This window comes from Microbacterium karelineae (genome assembly GCF_009745985.1).
GTDB lineage: Bacteria > Actinomycetota > Actinomycetes > Actinomycetales > Microbacteriaceae > Microbacterium > Microbacterium karelineae.
In genome coordinates, this window is the sequence record NZ_WFIX01000177.1 from 246,091 (window position 1) to 263,024 (window position 16,934).

Here is a 16,934-nt window from a genome sequence, read left to right on the forward strand (position 1 = left end):
CGCCGCTCGCACCGGTGTGTCGACGAGGTCCGCACAGAATTGGCGTCGTTGTGCAGGATCAGCTCACCGGCGGAGCAGACCGCGCGCGGCCTCCACGAACACCGATGGTCGGTCGAACATCATCGTCGCGGTCGGGCGGAGCGTGGCATATCCCCGCGCCGCCGCCGCGAGATCCCGTTCGCGATCGCGCTGCTGCATCTCCCACCCACCGTGGAACTCCCGACTGTCGCACTCGACGATGATCCAGCCGTCGAGCAGCAGATCCACGCGCCCGACCCCCTCGATCTCCACCTGCAGCTCGACCGTCACGCCCAGGGTGCGGGCTGCCAGCCGCGCGAATGTCTCGGCACCGGCCTCCGCACGCGGATCGACGTAGCGACGCAGTCGCTGCAGCCGACGAGGAAGGAGCTCGAACACCTCGCCGAGCTGGTCCGGCGCGAGCACCTTCTTGTTGAGCGCGCTGTCGAGCGTCGCGATCGCCGCGCGGGGATCCTGGCAGAGGACGGCCTGCGCCACGGCCGCGGGGATGCTCGAGATCGCCGAGTCGGCCGCTGCCCCGTCGAACCGCCAGTGCGTGACGACACGGCGACCGTCGACGGCGAGACGGACCGACCGGGACTGCGGCGAGCGCAGCCAGTGGTGCCCCCGCTCGATCTGCACGTGCGTGCGACCGTCGTCCCGCAGCACGAAGACGCTGCATTCGCGCATGAGGGACACGCAGTCGGCGCGCCCGCCGACGCGGACGGCCGACTTGATCGTGTCGCTCGCCGAGCCCAGCACATAGTTGTCGCGCCGGGCATGGAAGAGGTGCCCTTCCGACACGGCGCGACGGATGCCGTCTCGCGTCATCCCTTCCGCACGTAGGTCGCCGTATGAGGCGATGCGGAACTCGTTCGCTGTCGTCATGGGCTGACCCTGCCGGATCCGCGCATGCGGTGCGGCCGCGCACCCGCGGATTTCCGGGGCTGCTGTGGACAACGATGGCGAATCGGCGATTGTGAGCACGCTGATCGGCCGGGCTCTGCTCCTCAACCTGGGTGGGACCGGCCCCGTCACCGGGGTCCCACCTGCACAACGACGCCAATTCTCGACGCGCACCCCGGGAGGAACCCGTTTCCGGCCAAGTCCGCACAGAATTGGCGTCGTTGTGCATCTCGTGCCATCGCGTGTGCCCCCACCCGGGAATAACCCCGCGGGCGCGACGTTAGACTGTGAGGCACACGTGCTCCGGGGTCGGTGAGAATCCGAACCGGCGGTATAGTCCGCGACCCCCTCCCCGAGGGGTTGATCCGGTGAGATTCCGGGACCGACGGTGATGCAGGCGCAGCCTGCGAGTCCGGATGGAAGGCAGCACGGCAGGTCCTCTGTGGGCCCGTTCCGTGATCCCCGGTGCCACCATGATGGAAAGGGATCCGGATGGCCACGGACGTCGAGATCGCCGCGATGCGTCGCGCGCTGGAGCTCGCCGCACGGGGACGTCGCAGTCGCAATCCCCAGGTCGGCGCTGTGATCCTCGATCCGTCCGGCCAGATCATCGCCGAGGGCTGGCACCACGGGGCGGGCACGGCCCATGCCGAGGTCGACGCGCTCTCGCACCTGCCCGCGGAGGACGCGCGCGGCGCGACCGCCGTCGTGACCCTCGAGCCCTGCAACCACCGGGGTCGCACCGGCCCCTGCGCCGAGGCGCTCATCGAAGCCGGTGTGGCGCGCGTCGTCTACGCACTCGACGATCCGGGCGAGCACGAGGGCGGCGGGGGCGCCCGCCTGCGCTCTTCCGGGATCGATGTCGAGGGCGGCGTGCTCGAGGCCGACGCGCGCGCTCTCCTCGATCCGTGGCTCACCGCCCGCCGGCTCGGGCGCCCGTTCGTCACGATCAAGTGGGCGCAGAGCCTCGACGGCCGTGCCGCGGCGGCAGACGGATCCAGCCAGTGGATCACGGGACCCGCCGCGCGCGCCGACGTGCACCGTCGCCGCTCGGAGGCCGACGCGATCGTCGTCGGCACCGGCACGCTGGTGGCCGATGACCCCGCGCTCACGGCGCGGGACGGCGACGCGCTGCTTCCGGACCAGCCCGTGCCGGTCGTCATCGGCGCGACCGCGGTCCCCGAGGACGCCCGGATCCACGAGCACCCACACGCTCCCCTCGTCTACGCGACGCGGGATCTCGACGCCGTGCTCGACGATCTCGCCGAGCGGGGCCTGCACCGCGTCTTCGTCGAGGGCGGGCCGACGCTCGCGAGCGCGTTCCTCGCGCACGGCCTCGCGGACCGGATCCTCGCGTACATCGCCCCGACGCTGCTCGGCGGGCCGCGCAGCGCGCTCGCGGACATCGGCGTCGGCGCGATCGCCGACCAGCGGCGCCTCGAGATCGAGACGATCGAGCGGCTCGGCGACGACCTGCTGGTCGTCGCGGTGCCGCAGGCCGCGGTGCCCCGCCGTCCGACCACCGACAGCTCAGGGGATGCGCCCAGCGGTCGCGACGCGGCGCGCGCCCCCGACGGTCCGCTCACGGCCGACGACGGATCTGTTCGCACGCGCACCGCACACCCCACGCCCCGAGAAGGAGACAGCCACTGATGTTCACGGGAATCATCGAGGAGATCGGCCGGATCACGGCCGTCGAGCCCTCGGGCGACGGCCTGCGCCTCACGGTGCACGCGCCGACGGCCGTCGAAGGCGTGCGACACGGCGATTCGATCGCCGTGTCGGGCGTGTGCCTCACGGTCGTCGACTGGACCGATGAGGCCTTCACCGCCGATGTGATGAAGCAGACGCTCGACATGTCGACCCTCTCGGGCGCGGGCGTGGGCACCACCGTCAACATCGAGCGCGCGCTCGCCTCCGGCGGCCGCCTCGGCGGACACATCGTCCAGGGCCATATCGACGGCACCGGGACCGTGATCGACGTGCGCCCCGGCGACGAGTGGCAGGTCGTTCGGGTCGAGATCCCCACCCGCCTCGCGCCGCTCGTCGTCGACAAGGGATCCGTCACCCTCGACGGCACGTCCCTCACGGTCAGCGCCGTGAGCGAGCCGACCGCCGAGGTCGCGTGGCTCGAGGTGTCGCTCATCCCCGAGACGCTGCGCGCCACGACATTCGGCGAGCGGCGCGTCGGCGACCGCGTCAACGTCGAGACCGACATCCTCGCCCGACACGTCGAGCGCCTGACGGCGTTCGCGACCTCCGCCCCCGAAGGATCCGCACGATGACCGACCCCGCACTGTCCCCCCTGTCGACGATCGACGAGGCGATCGCCGCGCTGCGCGCCGGCCGCCCCGTGCTCGTCGCCGACGACGAGAACCGCGAGAACGAGGGCGACGTGATCCTGTCGGCCGAGCTCGCGACGCACGAGCAGATCGCGTGGATGGTCCGGTACACCTCCGGCTACCTGTGCGCGCCGATGCCGCACGACTGGGCCGACCGCCTCGACCTGCCGCCCATGGTCGCGCGCAACGAGGACGCACGGGGGACGGCGTACACCGTCTCCGTCGACGCCGCGGACGGCGTCACGACGGGCATCAGCGCCAGCGACCGCGCACGCACGCTCAACGTGCTCGCGGATCCCACCTCGACCCCGGCGAGCGTGATCCGTCCCGGGCACATCCTGCCGCTGCGCGCGATGCCCGGCGGCGTCCGCGAGCGCGCGGGGCACACCGAGGCCGCGGTCGACCTCATGCGCCTCGCGGGCCTCGCGCCCGTCGGCGTCATCGGCGAGGTCATCGCCGAGGACGGCGAGATGATGCGCCTTCCCGGCCTGCTCGAGATGGGGCGCAGGGACGGCGTCCCCGTCGTCACGATCGAGCAGCTGGCGGCGCACCTCGACGCGGCGGATCCGCGGCAGGACGAGCAGACGCCCCCGGCCACGCGGTCCGTGAGCCTGCGCGCCGACACGACCGTCCCCACGCGACACGGGGACATGCGGTTCCTCGCGTACCGCGACCGCGTCACCGGCACGGATCACCTCGCGATCGTGTCCGGGGATCTGTCCGATGACGCTCCGGTCGTGCGCGTGCACTCGGAGTGCCTGACGGGTGAGGCGCTGGGATCCCTGAAGTGCGAGTGCGGTCCCCAGCTCGACGCGGCGCTCGCGACGATCGCCGAGCGCGGCGGCGTCGTCGTCTACATGCGCGGCCACGAGGGGCGCGGGATCGGCCTCATCAACAAGCTGCGGGCGTATGCGCTGCAGGAGCGCGGCTTCGACACCCTCGACGCGAACACGGAGCTCGGCCTGCCGGCGGATGCCCGCGACTACGCGGCCGCCGCGTCGATCCTCGCGGACCTCGGCGTGCACCAGCTGAAGCTGCTCACGAACAACACCGACAAGGTCGCGCAGCTGCGCGAGTTCGGCATCGACGTCGTCGAGCAGGTGCCCCTGATCGTGGGGGTCGGACCCAACAACCACCAGTATCTGGAGACCAAGCGCGACCGGATGGGCCACATCATCGGCGAGACCGAGCTGCAGGAAGCGGTCGCGCGCATGCACGAGGGAGCATAGGACGTGGCAGGAACGGGACAGCCGCAGCAGGGCGGCATCGACGCGACGGGATTGCGCGTGGTCGTGGTCGCCGGCACATGGCACGCGCGCATCGCGGACGCGCTGCTTGCGGGATCCGAGCGCATGCTCGAACAGGCGAACGCCGACTACCGCGTCGTGCGGGTCGCGGGCGCCTTCGAGCTCGCGGTCGTCGCACAGCGCGCCCTCGCCGAGGGCGCCGATGCGGTCGTGACGCTGGGCGTCATCATCCGCGGCGGCACCCCGCACTTCGAGTACATCGCATCGGCGACGACCGATGGCCTGACGCGGGTCGCGCTCGACGCGGGCAAGCCGGTCGGCTTCGGCGTGCTGACGATCGACGACGAGCAGCAGGGCCTCGACCGCGCGGGCCTCGTGGGGTCGAAGGAGGACAAGGGCTTCGAGGCGGCCGATGCGGCCGTGCGCGCGGCCCTCGCCCTCCGCGATCTTTCTACGTAGAGTAGAAGTCATGGAGATCCTGCGCAGCATCGTCATCGTCATCCACCTCATCGGCTTCGCCACGCTGTTCGGCGCCTGGATCGTCGAGGCGACGAGCGGACGACGCGAGATCACGAAGCTCATGCACTGGGGGCTCGCGATCGCCCTCGTCGCGGGGCTCGCGCTCGCCGCCCCGTGGGGCGTGGACGGCGACATGAACTACGCGAAGATCGGCACGAAGCTCGTCGTGGTGATCGCCGTCGGCGCCCTGCTGGGGATCGGCGGCGGCCGCCAGAAGCGCACGGGATCCGTTCCGGCCGCGATCTTCTGGCTCACCGGGATCCTCACGCTGCTCAATGCGAGCATCGCAGTCCTGTGGTGATGCGCACACGCGACCCCATCGACTGAGCATCCTGCTCAACGCGCGCGGCGCGTGTCCCCGCCCCATCGGGCGGAGACACGCGCCGCGCGCGTTCCCGGGGGCATTCTGCCCACTTCCTGGGGTATCGTTGTCCGCCACGCGTCGATGATCCTCTCGGCGCGTTCGGCGATTCCGCGGCCTCTCGACCGCATCGCCCGACTCCCGGCCGATCCGGCCCTCACCGCGATACGACACAGGCATGGCATGACGACGACCACGATCTCCCCGACCGCGCCGCAGGCGCCCTCGAAACCCCTCAACTCGCGCTCGCGCGTCATCACGGCGAGCCTCGTCGGCACGACGATCGAGTTCTACGACTTCTACGCGTACGCGACCGCGGCGGCGCTCGTCTTCCCGGTCCTCTTCTTCCCGACCGGCAACGACACGACCGCGCTCCTCGCGTCGTTCGGCGTCTTCGGCGCCGCGATGGTCGCCCGCCCGGTCGGCGCCGTGGTCTTCGGCCACTTCGGCGACAAGTTCGGCCGCAAGGGCACTCTCGTCGCCTCGCTGCTGACGATGGGCATCGCGACGTTCGTCATCGGACTGCTGCCGACGCACAACGAGATCGGCGCCTGGGCGGCCCTGCTGCTGCTCATCTGCCGCCTCGCGCAGGGCTTCGCCCTCGGAGGCGAGTGGTCGGGCGCGGCTCTCGTGGCGACCGAGAACGCCCCCGCCGGGAAGCGCGCCCTCTACGGCACCTTCCCGCAGCTCGGCGCACCCATCGGCTTCATCATCGCGAACGCCCTCTTCCTCGTGATCAACTTCGGTCTGCCAGGCGAGGGCGGCGTGGCCAGCGACGCATTCCTCGCGTGGGGATGGCGGATCCCCTTCCTCTTCTCGGCCGTTATGGTCATCGTCGGCCTGTGGGTGCGCCTCAAGCTCGTCGAGTCCGACGCCTTCCAGAAGGCGGAGAAGAAGGGCGAGATCAAGAAGGTGCCGCTCGGCTACGTCTTCCAGAAGCACTGGTGGCAGCTGATCCTCGGCACGTTCATCATGCTCGCGACGTACGTGCTCTTCTATCTCATGACGAGCTTCACGCTCTCGTTCGGCACCACCCCCGTCGACGCGGACACCCCCGGCCTCGGATTCGGCCGCACCGATTTCGTGCTCATGCAGATCATCGGCGTCGTGTTCTTCGGCATCTTCACGCTCATCTCGGGCCCGCTCGCCGACGCGATCGGCCGGCGCCGCCTGCTCATCTGGGTGACGGCCGCGATCGTCGTGTTCGGGCTGATCTACACGGTCTTCCTCACACCGCGCGACAGCGCGATGTTCACGGGCGCGCTCGTGCAGGCGTTCCTCGTGTTCGGCTTCCTCCTCATGGGCATGTCCTTCGGCCCCATGGGCGCGCTGCTGCCCGAGCTGTTCCCGACGAACGTGCGGTACACCGGGTCCGCCGTCGCCTACAACGTGTCGTCGATCCTCGGCGCCGCGCTCGCGCCGATCGTCGCCGTGTGGCTCTGGAGCATCGGCGGCGGCAGCCCCTGGCTCGTCGGCGTCTACCTGGCGGGCGCCGCGGTGCTCACGCTCGTCGCGCTGATCCTCAGCAAGGAGACGAAGGACGTCGACATCGACGCGGCCTGACGCCCCGATCACGGCGCCCCGACCTCCCTCGAGGTCGGGGCGCCGTGCTGTGTGTGCGCACTCTCGGGGAACAGGGGAAGAATGGAGACGATGTCCGAACCTCGCCGCCGCCCCCTCCTCGCGCGCCCCCGGCCGGACGACGGCCCACGCGCCTCGTTCCGCCAGCTGCTGCCGTACATCTTCGAGAACCGCGGTGTGATCGTGCTCGTCGCGATCCTGTCGGTCCTCGGGGCGATCTTCACCCTCGTGCAGCCGCTCATGATCGGGCAGGTGATCGAGCGCGTCCAGGCGCAGGATCCGCTGGGATGGCTCGTCTGGGGTCTCGTCGGGTTCGTCGTCGTCTCGTCGGTCGTGAGCACGTATCAGCACTATCTGCTGCAGCGCACAGGCACGGCCGTCGTCTATTCGAGCCGTCTGCAGCTGATCCGACGGATCCTGCACCTGCCCGTCAGCGAGTTCGACGCCCGCCGCACGGGAGACCTCGTGAGCCGCGTCGGCACCGACACGACGATGCTCTACGCCGTGCTCACGCAGGGGCTCGCCGACAGCGTCGGGAACGTGCTGATCTTCGCGGGCGCGCTCATCGCGATGCTCGTCATCGACCCGATCCTGCTGCTCACGATCACGGGCGTGCTCGCGCTCGCCGTGCTCGCCGTCGTCGCCCTCTCCGGCCGGATCCGCGGCGCGACCGCCCGCCAGCAGGAGCGCGTCGGCGAGCTGGCGAGCGGCGTCGAGCGGGTCATCGGATCCATCCGCACGGTGCGCGCCGCGGGCGCGACGGATCGCGAGGAGAGGGCCGTCGGGGAGACGGCCGAGGGCGCCTTCCGCGCAGGGCTCGACGTCGCACGCGCCTCGGCGCTCGTCGTGCCCGTCGCGGGCGTCGCCGTGCAGGTGTCGCTGCTCGTGGTGCTCGGCGTCGGCGGCATGCGGGTCGCCACCGGCGGGGTGTCGGTCGCGGATCTCGTGACGTTCGCGATGTTCCTGTTCCTCATGATCATGCCCCTCGCCTCCGCGTTCGGCGCCCTCACGAGCGTCGGCCAGGCGCTCGGCGCCCTCGGCCGGATCCAGGAGATCCTCGACCTGCCCGAGGAGGACGCGGAGGACGCGGCGACCTCGCCCGACACTCCCCACACTCCCCACACACGAGAAGGCGACGCGGCCCACGAGCGGAGCGAGTCGGGGGCGCACGGCCGCTGGCTCGGGTCTGGCGGGCGCGCGAGGGACGAGCGCGCGGGATCGCGGCCTGGCGCCTCCGACTCGCGCAGCGGACAGAACACGCCTGACTCACGCAGCGACCAGACGACGAACGACACCCCCACCCCCGCGATCGCGTTCGAGAACGTCCGCTTCCGCTACCCCGAGAACGTCGTGGAGGCGCGGCGGCGGGCGATGCGAGAGGTGCGCGAGTCGGCGGGCGATGCGCACCTGGAGGCCGAGATCGACGACATCCCGACGACGGACGATGTGCTGAACGGCGTCAGCTTCGAGGTGCCGGTCGGATCCCGCGTGGCGCTCGTCGGCCCGTCGGGAGCCGGCAAGTCGACGATCCTCTCGCTCATCGAGCGGTTCTATGACGCGACGGGCGGATCGATCCGGTTGCACGGTCGAGACATCCGGGATCTGCCCCGCGACGCGCTGCGTGCGCAGTTCGGCTATGTGGAGCAGGATGCGCCGACGCTCGCGGGATCCCTCGCCGACAATCTGCGGCTCGCGTCGCCCGATGCGTCGGACGAGGACTGCGATCGCGCGCTGCGGGCCGTGAATCTCGGCAGCGTCGTCGACCGTTCGCCCCTCGGGATCGATACGCCCGTCGGCGAGGACGGCGTCATGCTGTCCGGCGGCGAGCGCCAGCGACTCGCGATCGCGCGTGCGCTGCTGTCCGCTCCCCCGATCCTGCTTCTCGACGAGTCGACGTCGTCGCTCGACGGCGTGAACGAACGGCGCATGCGCGAGGCGATCGATGCCGTGGCGGCCGGTCGAACGCTCATCGTGATCGCGCACCGCCTGTCGACGGTCGTTGACAGCGACCGGATCATCGTCCTCGATCGCGGCACGGTCGTCGGCCAGGGCACGCACGCGGAGCTCGTCGACGAGGTGCCGCTGTATCGCGAGCTCGCGGAGCACCAGCTGCTCGTCTGAGCCCGTTCACATGACCAGGCGCGTCACGCCGCCGTGAGCAGACGGAGGGCCGCGCCGGACGGGGCACCCTCCGTCGCCGTGTACGTCAGGATCCGCTGTCCGTCGCCCTCGGGCAGGTGCAGCACCTCGTATGAGAGGGTGAGCGCGCCGACCTCGGGGTGGCGCAGCCGCTTGGTGCCGCTCGTGCAGAGCCGGACCGCGTGGCCGGCCCAGAGCCGCGCGAAATCGCGGCTGTGCAGGCTGAGCTCGCCGACGATCTCGGCGAGTCGGCGGTCGTCGGCGAACTGCGCCGCGACGTAGCGCAGCGACGCGACGGCGAGCTCGGCCTCGTCCTCCCACTCGGCGTGCAGCTCGCGCGTGTGCGCGTCGAGGAACAGCATGCGGATCAGGTTCGGCCGCTCGTCGTCGCACTCGGGCGCCTCGGCGTCGAGGTGGCCGGCGAGGAGGAGGTGGCCGAGCCGGTTCCAGGCGAGCACGTCGCCGCAGCGCCCGAGGAGGACGGCCGGCACCTCGGTCATGGCGTGCAGCAGCCGCACGGCGCCCGGCTTCGGGGCCTCGTCGGCTTCACGGCGTCGGCGTGCGGCGGGCGCGGGGTGCGCGAGGGCGAACAGGTGGGCGACCTCGTCGCCGTCGAGCCGCAGCGCGCGGGCGAGGGCGCCGATCACGGCGTCGGACGCGTTCTGCGACTGGCCCTGTTCGAGACGCGTCAGGTACGTGACCGAGACGCCGGCGAGCTGGGCGAGCTCCTCGCGGCGCAGGCCGGGAACGCGGCGACGGCCGTAGCTGCGCACACCCACCGCGTCGGGCGACAGCCGGTCGCGGCGCGAGCGCAGGAACTCGCCCAGTTCGGTGACCGGTCGGTCGTCCACGTCCCATGCATCGCTCATGCCTCCATTCTCGCGCGGATCGGGACCCCCAGCCTGGCCCTGTCGGTGCTGCCCACGAGCGGGGGCTGGCTGCCGCGGCACGGTCGCACGAGGGTGAGCAGCATGACCGACACAGATGCCCTCCCCCGCACCTCGACCGGATCCGCGACGTTCACGGGCGCGCAGCGACTCGCCGTCGCGGTGCTCCTGACGGCGAACTTCACGCTCGCGGTCGACTTCTCGATCCTGGGCGTGGCGCTGCCGCATGTCGGCCGTGAGCTCGGCTTCGCGACGGGATCCCTGCAGTGGATCGTCACCTCCTTCGCCCTCTGCGCCGCCGGGTTCACGCTCTTCTTCGGCCGCGTGTCCGACCTGTTCGGACGCCGGCGGATGTTCCTCATCGGGATCGTCCTCCTCGGCGCCGCGTCCCTCGCCGGCGGGCTCGCGCAGGATCCCGCACCGCTGATCGCCGCGCGCGTCGGCCAGGGGATCGCGACGGCGATCGTGACGCCTGCGGCCCTGTCGCTGTTGACGACGATGTTCCCGGAGGGGCCGCCGCGCGCTCGCGTGCTCGGTCTGAACGGCGCGCTCATGGCGGCGGGGTTCACGACGGGCGCCGTGGCCGGCGGGATCCTCACGGGGGTCGTCAGCTGGCGGTGGGCGTTCTTCATCAACGTCGTGATCGCCGTCGCCGTTCTCGCGATCGCGCCGTTCGTTCTCCGGGAGACCCGCGGCCGGTCCCGCCCGCGCCTCGACACCCCCGGGGCGGTCACGGTGACGGTCGCCCTCGTCGCGCTCGTGTTCGGGATCGACCGGGCGGGACACGCGGGCTGGGCGGATCCCGGATCCTGGGGGCCGATGGTCGCCGCCGCCGTCCTGTTCGCGGCGTTCTGGGCGATCGAGGCTCGCGTGACGCAGCCGCTCGTCGCGCCCGTGCTGCTCGCGCGCCCGACCGTCGCCTGGGGCAACGTCGCGGGCCTTCTCGCCTTCGCGACCGAGACGTCTCTCGTGTTCCTGCTGACCCTCTACCTGCAGGAGATCCTGGGGTTCAGCGCCGTGTCGGCCGGCCTCATCCTCGGAGTGCTGGGCGTCGGCACGATCCTCGGCGGCCTCGTCGCGCCGCGGATCATCGCTCGCACGGGGGCGAGGGCAGCGATCGTGATCGGCCTGCTCCTCCAGGCCGCGGCGACCCTTCCCCTCACCTTCGCGGGCGAGAGCCGCGACTGGCTCCTTCCCCTGCTGATCGTCACGTTCATCGGCGGCGTCGCGAACCTCGTCGCGATCGTCGGCTACGTCGTGACGTCGACGGCGGGCGTGCCCGACGAGCAGCAGGGCCTCGCCACAGGGCTCGTGACCATGAGCCAGCAGGTCGGCATCGCCCTCGGCACCCCCGTCATGTCGGCGATCGCCACGGCGGGGGCGGCGGCCGGGCTCCTGTCGGGGCTGCAGATCGCGATCGCCGCCGACGCCGTGCTCGCGGCGCTGACCGGCGTCGTCATCGCGGTCGCCCTCCGCCGCCGGCGCGCGTAATCGCCCCACCCCGCCCGCGAACGTATACACATTGCTCGAGAGCACAGGTCATGTCATGTGCTCTCGAGCAGGACGTGTGCTTTCGCGTACGACGGGCAACGGGCGGCAGCGCGCGCTCACGCCGCGAGGCCGAGGGCGCGGAGGGTCGCCGCGACGACGGCCGCGGCGAGCACGACGACGAGGAACGGCGCCCGCATGCTCAGCAGGACGGCCGCTGCCGCGAGACCGGCGAGCCGCGCGTCGAGGACGACGGCCATGCCGGATCCGACCGTCTGCACCGCAACGAGCGCGCCGAGGAGCGCAACCGTGAGCAGGTCGGTCGTGCGCGTGGTGCGCACGCCCTCGAGCCAGCGTGCGGGCACGAGATACCCGATCTGCTTGAGCGCCGTGCAGGCGAGCGCGGCGACGATCACCGCGAGCCACATCGTCATCGGGGCGCCTCCGTTCTCGCGTCGCCGCCCCACCAGTTGAACCACCCGACGACGATCGCGACGGCCGCGGCGAGGAGGACGGGGATCCCCGGCATGAGCCACGGGGTCGCGGCTGCCGCGACGACGGCCGCGGCGACGCCCGTCGCGACCGCCTGGCGCGACCTCAGGCGCGGCCAGAGCAGGGCGAGGAACGCGGCGGCCGCGGCGGCGTCGAGGCCGTAGGCGCGGACGTCGCCCAGAACGTCGCCCAGGAGCGCGCCCGCGAGGGTGGCCGCGTTCCAGCCGACGAAGATCCCGACGCCCGTCACCCAGAAGCCGACGCGGCGCGCCCGCGGATCCGCCTGAGCGAGGGAGACGGCGGTGGACTCGTCGACCGTGATGTGCGCGCCCGTGATCCGATGCCACCACGAGCGCCCGATGATCGGGTTCATCCGCACGGCATAGACGACGTTGCGCGCCCCGAGCAGGGCGGCCGACGCGATGGCCGCGGGCGCGGCCGCGAGGCCACCCGATGCGATCACGCCGATGAACGCGAACTGGGATCCGCCCGTGAACATCAGCAGGCTGAGGACGCACGCCTGCCACACGTCGAGTCCGGCGGCGACGGCGAGCGCGCCGAACGAGACGCCGTACGCGCTCGTGGCGACGGCAACGGCCGCGCCGTCCCGCCACGCGCGGCGCTCCGCCGGGGACTCCGGTCGCTCCCGCAGGATCGTTTGCTCTGATGAACGCACGTTCATCATTCTGACCGCCGGGTCAATGTACGTCAACACGAACGAGCGTTTGCAAGAATAAACGTATGGAGGATCTCGGATCGCGCATCGCGCGCACGCTCCGGCGCGAACGCGAGACGGCCGGGATCTCCGTCTCGGAGCTCGCCCGCCGCGCGAAGGTCTCGAAGGCCACGGTTTCGCAGCTCGAGAACGGCGCCGGCAATCCCAGCGTCGAGACGCTCTGGGCCCTCGGCGTCGCGCTCGGCGTGCCCTTCGCTGTGCTCGTCGACGAGCCGACCAGCGCGCCGACGCTCGTGCGCGCAGCCGACCGCGGCGGCGTCCCCTCGTCCGCCGCGGACTATGCGGCGACGCTGCTGTCGGCGAGCCCTCCCGGCGCGCGCCGCGACATCTACATCATCCAGGCGGATCCCGGCGCACCGCGCCGCTCGGATCCGCACCACCCGGGCACGACCGAGCACATGATCCTCATGACGGGCCGCGCGTCCGTCGGCCCTGTCGACGCGACCGTCGAGCTGGCGCCGGGCGACTACCTCTCCTACCCCGGTGACGTGCCGCACGTCTTCGACGCGCTCGAGGACGGCACGAGCGCCGTCCTCGTCTCCGAGCTGCGCTGAGGCCGGGGGCGCGCACCCACGCACGCCCCCCCCCAACACATCGCAGTCAATCCACCGCCGACACGCCGAGCCGGGCGGGCTTCGGCCCCGATCTCCACAGATTCGACTGCATCATGTTGGTGCGGCCGCGCTGCCACGCGACCGGACATTCCACCACGCAGTCGATCACGGCACCAGCACCCATCGGCCCCGCTGGCCGCCACTCGCGACGGCGGCGTACGCACGCGGCGCGTCGGTGAGCGGAACGGCTCCGGCGATCCGGGCCACGAGGGTGCCGTCCGCGAGGCGTGCGAGAAGGTCCGCGAGGCGCGCACCGTCTGCACGGACGTCGACGGTCGCAACGTCGATGCCGCGCTCGGGCGACACCGGCATCGGCGGCAGCACGCCGACGAACGCACCGCCGTCGCGTATCGCGGGGAGCGCTCCGTCCTGCAGCGCAGCCGCGTCGAGGACGGCATCGACCGAACGCTCCTCGATCTCGGTCGCGAAGGTCGTGGCGCCCGCGCGCCGGACGAAGTCCTCGTCGGCGGCCCGCGCGAGCCCCGTCACGCGCCAGCCCGCGTGCGCGGCGAGCGCGACGGCGAATCCTCCGAGCGATCCGGCCGCGCCGGTCACGAGCAGTTCCCGACCGTCCGGCGCACCGAGCAGGTCGAGCGCCTGGGCCGCGGTGAGCGCGTTGAGGGTCGTCGACGCCGCGTCGTCGAGCGAGACGCCGCTCGGAACCCTGGCGGCTGCCGACGCCGGCACGACGACCTCGTCGGCGTGGGCGCCCATCGGGCGCGACGGATCGTCGTGCAGCGCCGCCACGAGATCCCCGATGTCGAACGTCGTGACGTCGGCACCCCGTGCGACGACCTCGCCGGCGAGATCCCACCCGAGCCCGTGCACCGCGGGCAGCCCGAAGGCCTCGCGCATGCCGCCGGATTCCCCCGACACGTCGACCGGATTGACGGTCGCGGCGGCGACGCGGATCCGGATGTCGTCGACCCCCACCTCGGGCTTCTCGACCTCGGCGAGGACGGCCCCGTCACGCCCTTCGTGAGACTGCAGTGCGCGCATTCTTCCTCCTCTTTCGATGCCGTTCGGAATGCATCACGAGCATCCGATGTTCGTGCAGGCGGCGGAAGACGGCACTCGACAGTGGGATACGCACCCGGAGGTGGGTCATGGCGACGATGACGGCTCGAGATCGACCCGCGGAGGCGAAGCGCGACTACGACGCGTACCTGGAGGGGTGCCCGAGCGCCCTCGTCTTCGATCGCATCTCGAACAAGTGGGCGGGGCTGACGCTCAGCGCGCTCACCGACGGGCCGAGGCGCTACTCCGAACTCGCACGGGAGATCGCGGGCGCGAGCCAGAAGATGCTCACTCAGACGCTGCGGAATCTCGAACGCGACGGCCTCGTCTCCCGAACCGTGACGGCGTCCGTTCCGCCGCGCGTCGACTACGCTCTGACGCCTCTGGGAGGGTCCCTGCGCGGCGTGCTCGCAAGGATCAAGGAGTGGGCGGAAGACCACGTTCCCGACATCGAACGAGCGCGCGCGGAGTACGACGCGTCGATGTGAGGACCACACCGCCGCGCGGCGGCGAGCGTCACACGACCGGTGTTCCGTGGGTGTGGAACGTCTCGATCGTCTTCATCCCCCAGGCCTGACCCTTCTTGCGCTCCTCCTCCGACCATTCGACGACGGGCTGGTCGGGATCGAGCAGCAGGCGCGCGCCGGCATTGGCGAACTCGATGCGGTTGCCGCCCGGCTCCCACACGTAGAGGAAGAACGTCTGGTTGATGGCGTGCTTGTGCGGGCCGGACTCGATGTGGATGCCGTTCTCGAGGAAGATGTCGGCGGCCTTGAGGATGTCCTCGCGAGTGTCGGGCGCGAAGGCGATGTGGTGCAGTCGGTTGCCGTGCTTCGTCCAGTCGTCGCTGTAGACGACGTCGTACGACTTGAGCCCGAAGTGGAACCACCACGCGGCGAACTTCCCGTTGTCGAGCCGGATCCGCTCGCTCTCGCGCATGCCGAGCGCGTCGCGGAGGAAGGCGCCGTTCGCCTCGACATCCTTGCCGAGGTAGTTGATGTGGTCGAGGCGGCGGGCGTTGACGCCGCGGCCAGGGAAGCGCGAGGCCTGGTTCTTGAGTGCCGGTCGGTCGTCGTCGCCGGCGACGTAGCGCTCGGTCTCGTAGTAGATGCCGAGGTCATGACCGTCGGGGTCGCGGAACAGATACGTCGGGCCCTGGCCGACCTCGCCGTCGGCCCAGCCCACGCCGAGGCCCGTCTGCTCGATCGCGGCGACGCGGCGTTCGAGGGCCTCCTGGCTGGAGGCGCGGAATGTGGTGCGGCCCACGCCCGCGGCATCGCGCGCGGTGAGCTTGATCGTATAGAGCTCGTACTCGTCCCACGTGCGCAGGTAGACGCTGTCGCCGCGCTCCGCGACGACGCGCATCGCGAGCAGGTCGCGGAAGAAGAACAGGCTCTCCTCGAGCGTCGGGGTGAACAGTTCGACGCTGCCGATGTGGGCGACGTCGAAGGAGGTGTAGTCGGTCATGGTGGGGTCCTCTCTGACTCTGACTCAGGTGCGGGGGCGCGGGAAGATCGCGCCGTCGAAGATCTTGCGGGCGGTGCGCAGCGCGGCGGCGCGGGTGACCGCCCACCCGTCCGGCGCGGGTGCGACGTCGACGTCGACCGCGAAGCGCCCCGTGGGGTGCTCGATCGCGAACGGATCCCCGGGCGCGGGGAACGCGACGAGGTCGTGGGCGACCGTACCCGCGGGGATCATCCCCGCGGCGGCCGAGATGGCGCCGAGCACGCCGATCGAGGTGTGCACGCGGTGCGGGATGAAGCTGCGGGTCGCGACGACGCCACCCATGACGGGGGCGGACGCGAGCACCATCTTCGGCGTCGTCGCGCCCGCCACGTCGCCGAGGCCCATCGCATGCCCCGCGGCGAGGCGGATCCGCTCGATGCGCTCGGTGAGCGCCGTGTCGACCTCGAGCTCCTCGGGGCTCTCGCGGCCCGTCACCCCGAGGTCGGAGGCGCGCAGGATGACGGTCGGCATGCCAGCGTCGACGCACGTGGCCGGGACGCCGTCGAACACGTCGGCGAGGTTCCCCGTCGGGAAGAGCGCACCCGTCGAGGATCCCGCGACGCCCTCGAAGTCGAGGGGGATCGCGGCGGCCGTGCCCGGTACGCCGTCGATCGCGAGGTCGCCGTCGTAGTCGACGCGGGCGCCGGGCGTCGCGACGGTCGCCGTGCAGACGGATCCCGTGTTGCGCATGCGGATCCGCACGGGCGTCGTCGGATCCGCGGCCGGGACGAGGCCGCGCTCGATCGCGAAGGGCGCGACGCCGGCGAGGATGTTCCCGCAGTTCTGCCGGTCGGTGACGAACGCCTCGTCGACGCCGAGCTGCAGGAACAGGTAGTCGACGTCGGTGTCGCCGTCCGCCGACGGCGAGACGATGCCGACCTTCGAGGTGAGGGGGTGGGCACCGCCGAGCCCGTCGATCTGGCGCGGGTCCGGCGTGCCCATCACGCGCAGCAGCAGGTCGTCGCGCTCGGCGGGATCCGCGGGCAGGTCGTCCTCGAGGAAGTACGCCCCCTTGGACGTGCCGCCGCGCATGAGCATGCAGGGGACGCCGTTCACGACACCTCCCCGAACACAATGCAGT

The 16,934-nt window shown here is 71.6% G+C and carries 17 protein-coding genes and 1 riboswitch; of the genes, 10 read left to right on the plus strand and 7 right to left on the minus strand.

What is annotated here, in order from left to right:
* Positions 1–63: 63 nt before the first annotated feature.
* A complete protein-coding gene (locus GB932_RS07415; RefSeq protein WP_156760043.1) occupies positions 64–906 on the minus strand; it encodes a putative endonuclease domain-containing protein in 843 nt (280 codons plus the stop codon).
* A 312-nt stretch (positions 907–1,218) separates the two neighbouring features.
* Positions 1,219–1,358: riboswitch (FMN riboswitch) on the plus strand.
* 58 nt (positions 1,359–1,416) lie between these two features.
* Between GB932_RS07415 and ribD the strand changes: the two genes are divergently transcribed.
* The 7 genes from ribD to GB932_RS07450 all read left to right on the plus strand — a co-directional run bounded on the left by ribD (position 1,417) and on the right by GB932_RS07450 (position 9,095).
* Positions 1,417–2,577 carry a bifunctional diaminohydroxyphosphoribosylaminopyrimidine deaminase/5-amino-6-(5-phosphoribosylamino)uracil reductase RibD gene (gene ribD, locus GB932_RS07420; protein ID WP_156760044.1) on the plus strand — a complete coding sequence of 387 codons (1,161 nt, stop codon included), beginning with the start codon at positions 1,417–1,419 and terminating at the stop codon, positions 2,575–2,577.
* The gene (locus tag GB932_RS07425; RefSeq protein ID WP_156760045.1) at positions 2,577–3,209 is read left to right on the plus strand and encodes a riboflavin synthase; all 633 of its coding nucleotides are present in this window, start codon (positions 2,577–2,579) and stop codon (positions 3,207–3,209) included. Before ribD ends, GB932_RS07425 begins: the two co-directional genes overlap by 1 nt.
* Positions 3,206–4,495, plus strand: a complete 1,290-nt coding sequence (ribA, locus tag GB932_RS07430; protein ID WP_156760046.1) for a GTP cyclohydrolase II — start codon at positions 3,206–3,208, stop codon at positions 4,493–4,495. Before GB932_RS07425 ends, ribA begins: the two co-directional genes overlap by 4 nt.
* A gap of 3 nt (positions 4,496–4,498) precedes the next feature.
* Positions 4,499–4,972, plus strand: coding sequence for a 6,7-dimethyl-8-ribityllumazine synthase (gene ribH, locus GB932_RS07435; RefSeq protein WP_156760047.1), 474 nt, complete (start codon positions 4,499–4,501; stop codon positions 4,970–4,972).
* Positions 4,973–4,982: 10 nt separating this feature from the next.
* Positions 4,983–5,333, plus strand: a complete 351-nt coding sequence (locus GB932_RS07440) for a Fe-S protein (RefSeq protein ID WP_156760048.1) — start codon at positions 4,983–4,985, stop codon at positions 5,331–5,333.
* 243 nt (positions 5,334–5,576) lie between these two features.
* Entirely contained in the window at positions 5,577–6,956 is a 1,380-nt protein-coding gene (locus GB932_RS07445) for an MFS transporter (RefSeq protein WP_156760049.1), read from the plus strand.
* Positions 6,957–7,037: 81 nt separating this feature from the next.
* A complete protein-coding gene (locus GB932_RS07450) occupies positions 7,038–9,095 on the plus strand; it encodes an ABC transporter ATP-binding protein (protein WP_156760050.1) in 2,058 nt (685 codons plus the stop codon).
* 23 nt (positions 9,096–9,118) lie between these two features.
* On the opposite strand, the gene GB932_RS07455 is transcribed toward GB932_RS07450, so the two are convergent.
* Positions 9,119–9,982, minus strand: coding sequence for a helix-turn-helix transcriptional regulator (locus tag GB932_RS07455; protein ID WP_156760051.1), 864 nt, complete (start codon positions 9,980–9,982; stop codon positions 9,119–9,121).
* 102 nt (positions 9,983–10,084) lie between these two features.
* Between GB932_RS07455 and GB932_RS07460 the strand changes: the two genes are divergently transcribed.
* Complete coding sequence (locus GB932_RS07460) at positions 10,085–11,491, plus strand: MFS transporter (RefSeq protein WP_156760052.1); 1,407 nt, start codon at positions 10,085–10,087, stop codon at positions 11,489–11,491.
* 116 nt (positions 11,492–11,607) lie between these two features.
* Here the strand turns inward: GB932_RS07460 and GB932_RS07465 are convergent, their stop codons facing one another.
* Together GB932_RS07465 and GB932_RS07470 are read right to left on the minus strand one after the other, a co-directional pair.
* Positions 11,608–11,922, minus strand: coding sequence for an AzlD domain-containing protein (locus GB932_RS07465; protein WP_156760053.1), 315 nt, complete (start codon positions 11,920–11,922; stop codon positions 11,608–11,610).
* Positions 11,919–12,662: an AzlC family ABC transporter permease gene (locus tag GB932_RS07470; RefSeq protein ID WP_156760119.1), complete on the minus strand. Its 744-nt coding sequence runs from the start codon at positions 12,660–12,662 to the stop codon at positions 11,919–11,921. The genes GB932_RS07465 and GB932_RS07470 overlap by 4 nt, the downstream gene beginning before the upstream one ends.
* 59 nt (positions 12,663–12,721) lie before the next feature.
* On the opposite strand from GB932_RS07470, the gene GB932_RS07475 reads away from it, so the two are divergent.
* Positions 12,722–13,270 (plus strand): helix-turn-helix domain-containing protein, encoded by a 549-nt coding sequence (locus GB932_RS07475; protein WP_156760054.1) that lies wholly within the window; start codon positions 12,722–12,724, stop codon positions 13,268–13,270.
* A gap of 165 nt (positions 13,271–13,435) precedes the next feature.
* Here GB932_RS07475 and GB932_RS07480 read toward each other — a convergent pair whose 3' ends face one another.
* A complete protein-coding gene (locus tag GB932_RS07480) occupies positions 13,436–14,329 on the minus strand; it encodes an NADP-dependent oxidoreductase (RefSeq protein WP_156760055.1) in 894 nt (297 codons plus the stop codon).
* Positions 14,330–14,436: 107 nt separating this feature from the next.
* Between GB932_RS07480 and GB932_RS07485 the strand changes: the two genes are divergently transcribed.
* Positions 14,437–14,835 carry a winged helix-turn-helix transcriptional regulator gene (locus tag GB932_RS07485; protein ID WP_156760056.1) on the plus strand — a complete coding sequence of 133 codons (399 nt, stop codon included), beginning with the start codon at positions 14,437–14,439 and terminating at the stop codon, positions 14,833–14,835.
* A gap of 28 nt (positions 14,836–14,863) precedes the next feature.
* Here the strand turns inward: GB932_RS07485 and GB932_RS07490 are convergent, their stop codons facing one another.
* Positions 14,864–15,814 carry a VOC family protein gene (locus tag GB932_RS07490; protein WP_156760057.1) on the minus strand — a complete coding sequence of 317 codons (951 nt, stop codon included), beginning with the start codon at positions 15,812–15,814 and terminating at the stop codon, positions 14,864–14,866.
* A 24-nt stretch (positions 15,815–15,838) separates the two neighbouring features.
* Entirely contained in the window at positions 15,839–16,909 is a 1,071-nt protein-coding gene (locus GB932_RS07495) for a 4-oxalomesaconate tautomerase (RefSeq protein ID WP_231916059.1), read from the minus strand.
* Between the last annotated feature and the right edge of the window lie 25 nt (positions 16,910–16,934).